The organism is Cupriavidus sp. PET2-C1 (assembly GCF_054515855.1).
Window position 1 is genome coordinate 3,843,841 of the sequence record NZ_CM137259.1, and the last position, 13,051, is coordinate 3,856,891.

The following is a 13,051-nucleotide window of genomic DNA, read 5'->3' on the forward strand; positions in this document are numbered from 1 at the left end:
CGACACTCACACCAGGTAGAAACACACTGGTTATAGGATCAAGCCTTACGGGCAATTAGTACTGGTTAGCTTAACGCATTACTGCGCTTCCACACCCAGCCTATCAACGTCCTGGTCTCGAACGACCCTTCAAGGAGCTCAAGGCTCCAGGGAATCCTCATCTTCAGGCGAGTTTCCCGCTTAGATGCTTTCAGCGGTTATCTCTTCCGTACATAGCTACCCTGCGATGCCTCTGGCGAGACAACAGGTACACCAGCGGTACGTCCACTCCGGTCCTCTCGTACTAGGAGCAGCCCCCGTCAAGATTCCAACGCCCACGGCAGATAGGGACCAAACTGTCTCACGACGTTTTAAACCCAGCTCACGTACCTCTTTAAATGGCGAACAGCCATACCCTTGGGACCGGCTACAGCCCCAGGATGAGATGAGCCGACATCGAGGTGCCAAACACCGCCGTCGATATGAACTCTTGGGCGGTATCAGCCTGTTATCCCCAGAGTACCTTTTATCCGTTGAGCGATGGCCCTTCCATTCAGAACCACCGGATCACTATGTCCTGCTTTCGCACCTGCTCGACTTGTCGGTCTCGCAGTTAAGCACGCTTTTGCCATTGCACTTTAGGTACGATGTCCGACCGTACCAAGCGTACCTTCGAACTCCTCCGTTACACTTTGGGAGGAGACCGCCCCAGTCAAACTGCCTACCATGCACTGTCCCCGATCCGGATTCACGGACCAAGGTTAGAACCTCAAACAAACCAGGGTGGTATTTCAAGGACGGCTCCACGCAGACTAGCGTCCACGCTTCAAAGCCTCCCACCTATCCTACACAGATCGGTTCAAAGTCCAATGCAAAGCTACAGTAAAGGTTCATGGGGTCTTTCCGTCTAGCCGCGGGGAGATTGCATCATCACAAACACTTCAACTTCGCTGAGTCTCGGGAGGAGACAGTGTGGCCATCGTTACGCCATTCGTGCAGGTCGGAACTTACCCGACAAGGAATTTCGCTACCTTAGGACCGTTATAGTTACGGCCGCCGTTTACCGGGACTTCAATCAAGAGCTTGCACCCCATCATTTAATCTTCCGGCACCGGGCAGGCGTCACACCCTATACGTCCACTTTCGTGTTTGCAGAGTGCTGTGTTTTTATTAAACAGTCGCAGCCACCATTTTATTGCAACCCCTTCACCCTCCTGGCGCAGGCCAGTCAAGCTACAAGGGCGTACCTTATCCCGAAGTTACGGTACCAATTTGCCGAGTTCCTTCTCCCGAGTTCTCTCAAGCGCCTTAGAATACTCATCTCGCCCACCTGTGTCGGTTTGCGGTACGGTCTCGTATGACTGAAGCTTAGAGGCTTTTCTTGGAACCACTTCCAATTGCTTCGCAGCACTAGGCCGCTCGCCCCATATCCTTGAATTCCGCGCCCGGATTTGCCTAAGCGCCTTCTCCAATACAGGGACCGGGACTTCCAACACCCGGACAACCTTCCGCGATCCGTCCCCCCATCGCATCATACGACGGTGCAGGAATATTAACCTGCTTCCCATCAGCTACGCATCTCTGCCTCGCCTTAGGGGCCGACTCACCCTACGCCGATGAACGTTGCGTAGGAAACCTTGGGCTTACGGCGAGGGGGCTTTTCACCCCCTTTATCGCTACTCATGTCAGCATTCGCACTTCTGATACCTCCAGCATCCTTTACAAGACACCTTCACAGGCTTACAGAACGCTCTCCTACCATGCACTTACGTGCATCCGCAGCTTCGGTGACTGGCTTAGCCCCGTTACATCTTCCGCGCAGGACGACTCGATCAGTGAGCTATTACGCTTTCTTTAAAGGATGGCTGCTTCTAAGCCAACCTCCTGACTGTTTTAGCCTTCCCACTTCGTTTCCCACTTAGCCAATCTTAGGGACCTTAGCTGGCGGTCTGGGTTGTTTCCCTCTTGACACCGGACGTTAGCACCCGATGTCTGTCTCCCGTGATTGCACTCTTCGGTATTCGGAGTTTGCTATGGCGGGGTAATCAGCAATAGACCCCCCAACCATGACAGTGCTCTACCCCCGAAGGTGAGACACGAGGCACTACCTAAATAGTTTTCGGAGAGAACCAGCTATTTCCAGACTTGTTTAGCCTTTCACCCCTATCCACAGCTCATCCCCTAACTTTTCAACGTTAGTGGGTTCGGTCCTCCAGTACGTGTTACCGCACCTTCAACCTGGCCATGGATAGATCGTCTGGTTTCGGGTCTACACCCAGCGACTGAACGCCCTATTCGGACTCGCTTTCGCTACGCCTTCCCTAATCGGTTAAGCTTGCCACTGAATGTAAGTCGCTGACCCATTATACAAAAGGTACGCCGTCACCCGTTTCCAGGCTCCGACTGTTTGTATGCATGCGGTTTCAGGATCTATTTCACTCCCCTCCCGGGGTTCTTTTCGCCTTTCCCTCACGGTACTGGTTCACTATCGGTCGATCACGAGTATTTAGCCTTGGAGGATGGTCCCCCCATCTTCAGACAGGATTTCACGTGTCCCGCCCTACTTGTCGTACACCTAGTTCCACAACGCTGTTTTCGCATACAGGGCTATCACCTGCTATGGCCGGGCTTTCCATCCCGTTCTGCTAACAATGCTGCTAAAGAGTACAAGGCTCTTCCCATTTCGTTCGCCACTACTCTGGGAATCTCGGTTGATTTCTGTTCCTGCAGCTACTTAGATGTTTCAGTTCGCCGCGTTCGCTTCCCTGACCTATGTATTCAGTCAGGGATGACCCATTCGGGCCGGGTTTCCCCATTCGGACATCTCCGGATCAAAGCTTGTTTGCCAGCTCCCCGAAGCTTTTCGCAGGCTACCGCGTCCTTCATCGCCTGTGATCGCCAAGGCATCCACCACATGCACTTGTTCGCTTGACCCTATAACGAGTGTGTCTCAAACTTGCGTTCAAGCCGTGCTCGCTACAGGATGAGTTCTCGCATTTGTGCCGTATTCCAAGTCATCTTTCGATCACTTAAATACATTTCGGTTGATACAATCACAACCCGGTATCGTGTTTTTACTACAGCGTCTCATCAACGCTCACGACACCTTTACTACATCCCATATTGTTAAAGAACAGCCGTGCGAGACTTGGTCTCGCAACGTCTTGGCCAAGGCCAAAGGCAAACGCTCAATCCTAAGCGCTTGCCTTTGACGACCAATCCAAGGTACCAGGTAATTGGTGGAGGATGACGGGATCGAACCGACGACCCCCTGCTTGCAAAGCAGGTGCTCTCCCAGCTGAGCTAATCCCCCAAATACTACTGACGCCGGAAGCTCAACATCGAACCACCGTCTATAACTTGGTGGGTCTGGTAGGACTTGAACCTACGACCCCCGCCTTATCAAGACGGTGCTCTAACCACCTGAGCTACAGACCCTTGGCTGTAACAGCAAACAAACCGATAAGTGTGAACGCTCGACTTAAGATGCACGCTCTTGAAAGGAGGTGATCCAGCCGCACCTTCCGATACGGCTACCTTGTTACGACTTCACCCCAGTCATGAACCCTGCCGTGGTAATCGCCCTCCTTGCGGTTAGGCTAACTACTTCTGGCAAAACCCACTCCCATGGTGTGACGGGCGGTGTGTACAAGACCCGGGAACGTATTCACCGCGGCATGCTGATCCGCGATTACTAGCGATTCCAGCTTCACGTAGTCGAGTTGCAGACTACGATCCGGACTACGATGCGTTTTCTGGGATTAGCTCCCCCTCGCGGGTTGGCAACCCTCTGTACGCACCATTGTATGACGTGTGAAGCCCTACCCATAAGGGCCATGAGGACTTGACGTCATCCCCACCTTCCTCCGGTTTGTCACCGGCAGTCTCTCTAGAGTGCTCTTGCGTAGCAACTAAAGACAAGGGTTGCGCTCGTTGCGGGACTTAACCCAACATCTCACGACACGAGCTGACGACAGCCATGCAGCACCTGTGTCCACTTTCCCTTTCGGGCACCTGATGCATCTCTGCTTCGTTAGTGGCATGTCAAGGGTAGGTAAGGTTTTTCGCGTTGCATCGAATTAATCCACATCATCCACCGCTTGTGCGGGTCCCCGTCAATTCCTTTGAGTTTTAATCTTGCGACCGTACTCCCCAGGCGGTCAACTTCACGCGTTAGCTACGTTACTGAAGAAATGAATCCCCAACAACTAGTTGACATCGTTTAGGGCGTGGACTACCAGGGTATCTAATCCTGTTTGCTCCCCACGCTTTCGTGCATGAGCGTCAGTGACGTCCCAGGGGGCTGCCTTCGCCATCGGTATTCCTCCACATCTCTACGCATTTCACTGCTACACGTGGAATTCTACCCCCCTCTGACATACTCTAGCCTTGCAGTCACAAGCGCCATTCCCAAGTTGAGCTCGGGGATTTCACGCCTGTCTTACAAAACCGCCTGCGCACGCTTTACGCCCAGTAATTCCGATTAACGCTCGCACCCTACGTATTACCGCGGCTGCTGGCACGTAGTTAGCCGGTGCTTATTCTTCCGGTACCGTCATCCCCCCGCCGTATTAGGGCAAGGGATTTCTTTCCGGACAAAAGTGCTTTACAACCCGAAGGCCTTCTTCACACACGCGGCATTGCTGGATCAGGGTTGCCCCCATTGTCCAAAATTCCCCACTGCTGCCTCCCGTAGGAGTCTGGGCCGTGTCTCAGTCCCAGTGTGGCTGATCGTCCTCTCAGACCAGCTACTGATCGTCGCCTTGGTGGGCCTTTACCCCACCAACTAGCTAATCAGACATCGGCCGCTCCTATCGCGCGAGGCCTTACGGTCCCCCGCTTTCACCCTCAGGTCGTATGCGGTATTAGCTAATCTTTCGACTAGTTATCCCCCACGACAGGGCACGTTCCGATGTATTACTCACCCGTTCGCCACTCGCCACCAGGATTGCTCCCGTGCTGCCGTTCGACTTGCATGTGTAAGGCATGCCGCCAGCGTTCAATCTGAGCCAGGATCAAACTCTTCAGTTTAATACCTGTGTGGTTCCGCGCAGTTGCCTGCTGAAACCTCGCTCTTTCGAGCGGTCGCTCACTCTCAGAAAACTGACTGGTTACATCCGAAGACATAACCAACATGTTTTACTGTGCGAGCACTTTATAACTTGTAAGCTAAAAGACCGAAGTCTTCCGCATCCGCTATCAAGCGCCCACACTTATCGGTTGTTTGTTTGTTTGTTAAAGAACTTGCCACGGTTCGCTTTGCTTACCGCGTCGCTGCGTTTGCTGCAGCAGAGAAACGAGATTATGAAGCGTGATCATCGTTTCGTCAACAGGTTTTTTTCCTTCAGCTCGCTGCGCCATCCGCGCCGCCAACCACCCTGCCGACCCCGCAACCCTTGTCCCGTCTGCTTTGCAGCGGTGTTTCGTGTTGCGAGGGGGCGAATCATATGCGCCTCCCCGGACCTTGGCAATCGTTTTGTCACATGAGTATGCGAGGCATGCCGAAGGCGCTGGAACAACCCATTGATCTATAAAGAAAATACAGCCCGCTTAACCCGCACCGGAAGGTGAATACCCGATGAAGTTGCTCGGGTATTCACCTATCAAGTTTTAGCGATGCTTGAAATCGGGCGCCCTCTTCTCCACAAAAGCAGCCATCCCTTCCTTCTGGTCTTCCGTCGCAAAGGTGGAGTGGAACAAACGGCGCTCCAGGTGCACGCCCTCGGAAAGGCTGGTTTCGTAAGCCGCGTTGATCGACTCCTTGATCATCATCACCACCGGCAGCGAGAAACCGGCGATGGTCTCGGCAGCGGCCAGCGCATCGTCGAGCAGCTTGTCGGCGGCAACCACGCGCGACACGAGGCCGGCGCGTTCGGCTTCCGCCGCGTCCATCATGCGTGAGGTCAGGCACAGGTCCATGGCCTTGGCCTTGGAGACCGCGCGCGGCAGGCGTTGGGTGCCGCCGGCGCCGGGCATCGTGCCCAGCTTGACCTCGGGCTGGCCGAAACGGGCGGTATCGGCGGCGATGATGATGTCGCACATCATCGCCAGCTCGCAGCCGCCGCCGAGCGCGTAGCCGGCCACGGCCGCGATCACCGGCTTGCGGATGCGGCGGATCGTTTCCCAGTTGCGCGTGATGTAGTCGCCCTTGTACACATCCATGTAGGAGTACTTGGCCATCATGCCGATATCGGCGCCCGCGGCAAAAGCGCGTTCGCTGCCGGTGATCACGATGCTGCCGATGGCTTCATCGGCGTCGAATGCGAGCAGCGCCGCGCCCAGTTCATCCATCAGGGCGTCATTGAGCGCGTTCAGGGCCTTGGGGCGATTCAGCGTCACCAGGCCGACGCGCCCGCGCGTTTCCACCAGAATGTTCTCGTACGGCATGTGTTCTCCTCTTGCTTGGAATGGGAAGTCGGAAAGCGGAAAGTGGATCGATTCGTTACCCTGCGAGACGATACTCGCGTGCGCAAATTAGTGCTACCATTTGCCGACCGACTGGTCGGTTAATTTAAACGGCGATCCGGACCCTCCTATAAATAAGAGTGACCGCGTGCCGCCAGACATTGCCTCCACTGACATGGCAGGAGACGAAAGATGCCAGATACGCCCCCACAGACCAGCCTGACTACCGGCCCGATACTGCTCGCCTGGCATGGCCAGGTTGCGGTCATCACGCTGAATCGCCCCGACAAGCTCAATAGTTTTACCCGCGAAATGCACGCCGTGCTGCAGCAGGCACTCGACCATGTGGAGGCCGGCGGCGCCCGCGCCCTGCTGTTGACGGGTGCCGGGCGCGGCTTCTGCGCGGGGCAGGACCTGGCCGACCTGGATTTCACGCCCGGCGCCATGACCGACCTTGGCGAGTTGATCGACGTGTGGTTCAACCGGCTGGTCCGGCGCCTGCAAAAGCTGCCGCTGCCGGTGATTGCCGCCGTCAACGGCACGGCGGCCGGCGCGGGGGCCAACCTGGCGCTGGCTTGCGACATGGTGCTGGCGGCGCGCTCGGCCAGCTTTATCCAGGCCTTCGTCAAGATCGGGCTGGTGCCGGATTCTGGCGGCACCTGGCTGCTGCCCAAGCGCATCGGCATGGCCCGCGCCATGGGCCTGGCCATGACGGGCGACAAGCTCAGCGCCGACGAGGCCGAGAAGTGGGGGCTGATCTGGGAGGCGATGGACGATCCGCTGCTGCCCGTGCAGGCGTTGGCGCTGGCCACGCACCTGGCGGCCCAGCCGACGCGCGCCCTGGCCGCCATCAAGCAAGCCATGTACGCCGGCGCGAGCCAGGGGCTCGATGCCCAGCTTGACCTGGAACGCGACCTGCAGCGCGAGCTGGGCGCGTCGCCCGACTATGCCGAGGGCGTGAACGCCTTCCTGGAAAAACGCGCACCGCGCTTCACCGGGCGATAGGATCGCCAATACCGCAGCGCAGCCAACAGCACGAACAGGAGACCAGCTTGACCCACGATCCCCAGGCCCTCGCGGAAGCGGCCGCCGCCAGCATGTACGAAGCCGACGCCTGCAGCCGCTGGCTGGGCATCATCGTCGAGGCCGTGCGGCCCGGCTACGCGCGCTTGTCCATGCCGGTGCGCCGGGAATTCCTCAACGGCCACGGCATCTGCCACGGCGGCCTGATGTTCACGCTGGCCGACTCGACCTTTGCCTTCGCCTGCAACAGCCACAATATCAACACGGTGGCGGCAGGCTGCAGCATCGAGTTCCTCAAACCCGTGCACGGCGACGACGTGCTGACGGCAGAAGCCACGGAGCAGGTCCTGTCGGGCCGGCATGGCATCTACGATATCCGGGTGACCAACCGCGCCGGCGAGCCGGTAGCGATGTTCCGCGGCAAGTCCGCGCAGATCAAGGGGCATGTGGTCGCCCCGCCGGGCGCGGCGCAGTGATGCCTGGCCCAGACGAATATAAATACAAAGACAAGCAAACATAAGCCCCGCGCAGGAGACACCATGACGCGCCTGACAGATCTGCCGCTCGAGCCGATCGAGACCGCCAGCCGCGATGCATTGCAGGCGTTGCAACTGGAACGCCTGCAATGGTCGCTCAACCACGCCTATCAGAACTCGCCGGTCTACCGCCGCAAGTTCGATGCCGCCGGCGTCCACCCGAACCAGATCCGTACGCTGGCCGACCTCGCCCGCTTTCCGTTCACCACCAAGCAGGACTTGCGCGATAGCTACCCATTCGGGATGTTCGCCGTGCCGCAGGACCGCGTGGCACGCATCCATGCCTCGTCGGGCACAACCGGCAAGCCCACGGTGGTGGGCTACACCTTGAAGGACATCGACACCTGGGCCACGGTGGTGGCCCGCTCGATCCGCGCGGCCGGTGCGCGGCGCGGCGACAAGGTGCATATCAGCTACGGCTACGGGCTCTTTACCGGTGGACTCGGCGCGCACTATGGCGTGGAAAAGGCAGGGCTGACGGCGATCCCGTTCGGTGGCGGCCAGACCGAGCGGCAGGTGCAGCTGATCCAGGACTTCAAGCCGGAAGTGATCATGGTCACGCCCAGCTACATGCTGGCCATCGCCGACGAGTTCGAGCGCCAGGGCATCGACCCGACCTCCAGTTCCCTCAAAGTCGGTATCTTCGGCGCGGAGCCGTGGACGCCTGAGATGCGCCTGGCCATCGAGAAGCGCATGGACATCTCGGCGGTGGATATCTACGGGCTGTCGGAAGTCATGGGGCCGGGCGTGGCCAGCGAGTGCGCAGAGACCAAGGATGGCCCGACCATCTGGGAGGATCATTTCTACCCCGAGGTGATCGATCCCATCACCGGCGAGGTGCTGCCCGACGGTGAATTCGGCGAGCTGGTCTTTACGTCGCTGTCCAAGGAGGCCCTGCCGATTGTCCGTTACCGGACCCGGGATCTCACCCGGCTGCTGCCCGGCAGCGCCCGCGGCGCCTTCCGCCGCATGGAGAAGGTGACCGGCCGCACAGACGACATGATGATCATCCGCGGCGTCAACGTGTTCCCCTCGCAGATCGAGGAGCTGATCCTCAAGCACGCCGAACTGGCGCCGCACTACCAGTGCGTGCTGACCAAGGATGGCCATCTCGATGTGCTGACCGTGCGCGTGGAATGCGCGCATGGCGTCGACCCGGCGGCCACGCAGCAGGCCAGCGCCCAGCTGACCTACGACATCAAGGCGTTTATCGGCGTGACCGTTGGCATCGAGATCCTGCCTAGCGGCGGCGTGGAGCGCTCGGTGGGCAAGGCGAGGCGCATCGTCGACCAGCGCCCGCGCTGAAGCGCCGAAGGTGGAGAGGTAATAACAAGGGCCGGCCAGGAATGGCCGGCCCTTGTTTTCATGCCTTAGCTGCGCGGCATCAGCACCCACATGCGCCCGCCCTGCTTCATCCGTCCGGCGGTCTCGCCAGCTGCATCGCCAGCCCCCCAGAAGAAGTCAGCCCGCACCCCGCCCTTGATGGCGGAGCCCGTATCCTGCGCGAACATCAGGCGCTGGATCGGCTCGGACGACAGCGGCCGCGTGGTCGAGAGGAAGACCGGCACGCCCAGCGGGATGGTCGCGGGATCGACCGCGATGGAGCGCTCGGCAGTCAGCGGCACGCCCAGCGCGCCAACCGGGCCATCGTTATTAGGCGGCAGCTCGCGGAAGAACACGAAGCGCGGGTTCACGTTGAGCATCTCATCCACGCGCCCCGGGTTGGCCCGCGCCCAGGCCTTGATGCCTTGCATGGTGGCCTGCGCCGGCGTGATCTCGCCGCGGTCGAGCAGCCACTTGCCGAAGGAACGGAACGGCTGGTCGTTGGTGCCGCCGAAGCCCACCCGCATGACGCTGCCGTCCTGCAGGCGGATCCGGCCGGAGCCCTGGATCTGCAGGAACGCCGCTTCCACGGGATCATCCACCCAGACCAGTTCCTGGCCGCGCAGGGCCGGGTTCTGCAGCAGTTCGCCGCGCGCCGGCAGCGGCCGGTTGCCCCACTGGGGCGGCTTGCGATACAGCGGGACCTGGTACTGTCCCTGGCGCATGCGTGCGCCGTGCAGGATCGGCTCGTAGTAGCCGGTGATCAGCCCGCTGTCTGTGCCATCGCCGTTGACCACGCGGAAGGGCTGGAAGTTGGACTCGAAGTAGGCGCGCATCGCGCCCAGGTCGCCGGCGTCGACCATCAGGCCGAGCGCGCAGACGCGGTTCCACTCGGCGCGCTTCTTCAGGGCCTGGCAACTGGCCTGCAGCGCCGGCCAGGCGGCGCGCATGTCGTCCTGGCTCCAGCCGCCGATCTCGCCCCAGCTGGCGGCTTGCAGCACGCCCTTCTGGGTGGAACCGGTGGGCGGCGTCACGGGCCGGGTGCCCGGGCCTTCAATGCGGGGCGGCGGGCCGCTCATGCAGCCGGCCAGCAGCGTGGCGGCGGCGGCAAGCCCGAGCCAGCCAAGCCGGCGGCCGCTGGCAGCGGTACTTGCCTGTCCCGACGAGGAGCGGGAAGACGAAATAGGAAAGCGGAAAAGGGAATGCAGGTGTGCCATCTTGATTGGGTGAAAACTCAGCGTATCGCGGCCGGACGCATCTGCCGATGGCCTACAATGCCCACCGTCGCCTCCACGTAGCCCTGTCATGAGCAAGTTCTTTGAAGCCCATCCCATGCTGCTCTTCGCCCTCGAGGCCGGACTGGCGCTCTTCCTGCTGATCTTCATCGTGGTCTGGACCATGGGCACGGCCAAGAAGAACCCGCGCCCCAGCCGCGCTCCGGACGATCATCCGTCGCGTGCTGGACATGGAGGAAATGCGGGACAAGGCACGGCGCGTACCCAACAGGATCAGGACAGCACTTCGGGCCAATAGGTTCCGCCGCGTTCAGTACAACGTCTCAGTGCAGCATGCGCGGCAGGACCAGCGCAAACTCGGGGATCGGCACCTCGAAGCGATGGCCATCCTCGGCCACGCAGAAATACTCGCCCTTCATCGAGCCCACCGGGGTCGAGATGGTGGCCCAGCTGGTGTACTCGAAATGCTCGCCCGGCTTGAGCAGGGGCTGGTGCCCGACCACGCCAAGGCCAGCCACTTCTTGGGTACCGTTGTCGCTATCGGTGATGACCCAGTGCCGGGAGATCAGCTGCGCAGCCACCTCGCCGGTATTGTGGATCGTGATGGTGTAGGCGAAGGCATGGCGCCCGCGCTCAGGGTCGGACTGGTCGGCCAGGTACTGGGTACGTACGGCCACGGAAAACGCGTATTCGCTCATTGTCGACACATCAGGGCGGGATCAGGGTAGCCGCATTGTGCGGCATGGCTCCGGGGGCGGCAAGCTAAGCCGCCGCAAGCTGCCTGTCGGACGGCAGCGGCGCCCCGCGCGGGGAGGGTAAAATACCGGCTTCCCCCTTGAAGCACCCTCCTTTCGAGCCCCGCCATGAGCACGCCCACCTACCGCATCGCCCCGTCCATCCTGTCCGCCGACTTTGCCCGCCTGGGCGAGGAAGTGCGGCGCGTGACCGCGGACGGCGCCGACTGGATCCATTTCGACGTGATGGACAACCACTACGTGCCGAACCTGACGGTGGGCCCGCTGGTGTGCGAGGCGATCCGCCCCCACGTAACCGCCCCGATCGACGTGCACCTGATGGTGCGCCCGGTGGACCGCATCATTCCGGACTTCGCCAAGGCAGGCGCCAATATCATCACCTTCCACCCGGAAGCCAGCGAGCATATCGACCGCTCCCTGGCGCTGATCCGCGAACACGGCTGCCAGGCCGGCCTGGTGTTCAACCCGGCCACGCCGCTGCACCACCTGGACCACGTGATGGACCGGATCGACGTGATCCTGCTGATGTCGGTCAACCCCGGCTTTGGCGGCCAGTCCTTCATTCCCGAGACGCTCAACAAGCTGCGCGCGGCCCGCAAGCGCATCGACGCGTACGCCGAGCGCACCGGACGCCGCATCCTGCTGGAAGTGGACGGTGGCGTGAAGATCGACAACATCGCCGAGATCGCCGCGGCCGGGGCCGACACCTTTGTCGCCGGTTCCGCCGTGTTCAGCAAGCCGGACGCCGACGGCGGCTACAAGGGCGTGCTGTCGGCCATGCGCAGCGAGCTGGCCAAGGTCGGCAAGGCAGGCCAATGAGCTCGGCGCAGATGAAGCGCACCGACTGGCGCGGCATCCGCGGTGTCATCGTGGACCTGGACGGCACCATGGTGGACACCGCCGGCGACTTCCACGCGGCGGTCAATGCCATGTTGAAGGCGCTGGTCCACCTGCATCCGCAGCTTGGCAACGCCGCGCCGATGAGCAAGGAAGAGATCGTCAGCTTTGTCGGCAAGGGCTCGGAGAACCTGATCCGGCGCGTGCTGGATGCGCGCTTCTCGCCGGCCCACGCCAACGGCATGTTTGCCGATGCGCTGGCGCTGTACGACCGCGAATACCTGCGCATCAACGGTCAGTTCTCGCAGGTCTACCCCGGCGTCGCCGAAGGCCTGGCGGCCCTGAAGGCAGCTGGCCTCCGGATGGCCTGCGTGACCAACAAGCCGCATAGCTTCACCGAGCCGCTGCTGGCCAAGACCGGCCTGGGCCGGTTCTTCGAGCTGGTCTACGGCGGCGACGCCTTCGCCCTGCGCAAGCCGGATCCCCTTCCGCTGCTCAAGGTAGCGGAGGTGTTCCACCTGGAGCCAGCCGAAATGGCCGCGATCGGCGACTCGGAAAACGATGCGCAGGCGGCCCGCGCGGCGGGCATGGGAGTGCTGCTTGTGCCCTACGGCTACAACCACGGCAATCCTGTACAAGGCGTTGACGCCGATGGTATAGTCGATTCCATTGTTCGCGTTGCCGAGCTGTTGGCGGCACACCGGGCATGACCCCGGCGGCCGCAAGGCCGCCGAAGCCAAGGCACCACCCAACATCCAAACCATAAATCGCTGAACACGATTTCATGTTTCTGAACCGCAAACGCATCTCTTCTGGCAGTGATCGGCAGGCCTGGCCCTGGCGTCGCTGGCGCGCCTCCCAACAGGCGTAAAGTGCGTTCGCGAGTCTCCTGACCGCCCCTTTCCCGCATCCCCGCGATGCATCCGCACCAGGAAAGGGCCGGCCAGACCGGCAGGTT

The 13,051-nt window shown here is 60.7% G+C and carries 9 protein-coding genes, 2 tRNA genes and 2 rRNA genes; 6 read left to right on the forward strand and 7 right to left on the reverse strand.

Annotated features, from left to right (window positions below; translation table 11 throughout):
• Positions 1-34 precede the first annotated feature (34 nt).
• From ACX12D_RS17320 to ACX12D_RS17340, 5 genes are all read right to left on the reverse strand, one after another.
• Positions 35-2,913, reverse strand: a 23S ribosomal RNA gene (locus ACX12D_RS17320).
• Positions 2,914-3,216: 303 nt separating this feature from the next.
• Positions 3,217-3,292 (reverse strand) — tRNA-Ala (locus ACX12D_RS17325).
• A 48-nt stretch (positions 3,293-3,340) separates the two neighbouring features.
• A tRNA-Ile gene (locus tag ACX12D_RS17330) sits at positions 3,341-3,417 on the reverse strand.
• 61 nt (positions 3,418-3,478) lie between these two features.
• Positions 3,479-5,010, reverse strand: a 16S ribosomal RNA gene (locus ACX12D_RS17335).
• The 16S and 23S rRNA genes sit together here with 2 tRNA genes alongside, the layout of an rRNA operon.
• A gap of 579 nt (positions 5,011-5,589) precedes the next feature.
• Positions 5,590-6,366: an enoyl-CoA hydratase gene (locus tag ACX12D_RS17340; protein ID WP_253928978.1), complete on the reverse strand. Its 777-nt coding sequence runs from the start codon at positions 6,364-6,366 to the stop codon at positions 5,590-5,592.
• A 210-nt stretch (positions 6,367-6,576) separates the two neighbouring features.
• On the opposite strand from ACX12D_RS17340, the gene paaG reads away from it, so the two are divergent.
• The 3 genes from paaG (at position 6,577) to paaK (ending at position 9,248) form a co-directional block, all read left to right on the forward strand.
• A complete protein-coding gene (gene paaG / locus ACX12D_RS17345) occupies positions 6,577-7,389 on the forward strand; it encodes a 2-(1,2-epoxy-1,2-dihydrophenyl)acetyl-CoA isomerase PaaG (RefSeq protein ID WP_459372078.1) in 813 nt (270 codons plus the stop codon).
• Positions 7,390-7,436: 47 nt separating this feature from the next.
• Complete coding sequence (paaI, locus tag ACX12D_RS17350; RefSeq protein WP_459372079.1) at positions 7,437-7,883, forward strand: hydroxyphenylacetyl-CoA thioesterase PaaI; 447 nt, start codon at positions 7,437-7,439, stop codon at positions 7,881-7,883.
• Between the two features lie 63 nt (positions 7,884-7,946).
• A complete protein-coding gene (paaK, locus tag ACX12D_RS17355) occupies positions 7,947-9,248 on the forward strand; it encodes a phenylacetate--CoA ligase PaaK (RefSeq protein WP_459372080.1) in 1,302 nt (433 codons plus the stop codon).
• A 65-nt stretch (positions 9,249-9,313) separates the two neighbouring features.
• Here paaK and mltA read toward each other — a convergent pair whose 3' ends face one another.
• Positions 9,314-10,483 (reverse strand): murein transglycosylase A, encoded by a 1,170-nt coding sequence (gene mltA / locus ACX12D_RS17360; protein WP_459372081.1) that lies wholly within the window; start codon positions 10,481-10,483, stop codon positions 9,314-9,316.
• An 88-nt stretch (positions 10,484-10,571) separates the two neighbouring features.
• Here mltA and ACX12D_RS17365 point away from each other — a divergent pair, with 88 nt between their 5' ends.
• Complete coding sequence (locus tag ACX12D_RS17365) at positions 10,572-10,799, forward strand: hypothetical protein (protein ID WP_006162581.1); 228 nt, start codon at positions 10,572-10,574, stop codon at positions 10,797-10,799.
• A 25-nt stretch (positions 10,800-10,824) separates the two neighbouring features.
• Here the strand turns inward: ACX12D_RS17365 and apaG are convergent, their stop codons facing one another.
• A complete protein-coding gene (gene apaG / locus ACX12D_RS17370; protein ID WP_006162582.1) occupies positions 10,825-11,199 on the reverse strand; it encodes a Co2+/Mg2+ efflux protein ApaG in 375 nt (124 codons plus the stop codon).
• Positions 11,200-11,364: 165 nt separating this feature from the next.
• Here apaG and rpe point away from each other — a divergent pair, with 165 nt between their 5' ends.
• Positions 11,365-12,075 (forward strand): ribulose-phosphate 3-epimerase, encoded by a 711-nt coding sequence (rpe, locus tag ACX12D_RS17375; protein WP_006162583.1) that lies wholly within the window; start codon positions 11,365-11,367, stop codon positions 12,073-12,075.
• Positions 12,072-12,803, forward strand: a complete 732-nt coding sequence (gph, locus tag ACX12D_RS17380) for a phosphoglycolate phosphatase (RefSeq protein ID WP_459372083.1) — start codon at positions 12,072-12,074, stop codon at positions 12,801-12,803. The genes rpe and gph overlap by 4 nt, the downstream gene beginning before the upstream one ends.
• Positions 12,804-13,051 lie beyond the last annotated feature (248 nt).

Coding starts and splice junctions, on each gene's coding strand:
- ACX12D_RS17340 (WP_253928978.1), bottom strand. CDS start 6,366: ATGCCGTACGAGAACATTCTGGTGGAAACGCGCGGGCGCGTCGGCCTG.
- paaG (WP_459372078.1), top strand. CDS start 6,577: ATGCCAGATACGCCCCCACAGACCAGCCTGACTACCGGCCCGATACTG.
- paaK (WP_459372080.1), top strand. CDS start 7,947: ATGACGCGCCTGACAGATCTGCCGCTCGAGCCGATCGAGACCGCCAGC.
- mltA (WP_459372081.1), bottom strand. CDS start 10,483: ATGGCACACCTGCATTCCCTTTTCCGCTTTCCTATTTCGTCTTCCCGC.
- rpe (WP_006162583.1), top strand. CDS start 11,365: ATGAGCACGCCCACCTACCGCATCGCCCCGTCCATCCTGTCCGCCGAC.
- apaG (WP_006162582.1), bottom strand. CDS start 11,199: ATGAGCGAATACGCGTTTTCCGTGGCCGTACGTACCCAGTACCTGGCC.
- gph (WP_459372083.1), top strand. CDS start 12,072: ATGAGCTCGGCGCAGATGAAGCGCACCGACTGGCGCGGCATCCGCGGT.
- ACX12D_RS17365 (WP_006162581.1), top strand. CDS start 10,572: ATGAGCAAGTTCTTTGAAGCCCATCCCATGCTGCTCTTCGCCCTCGAG.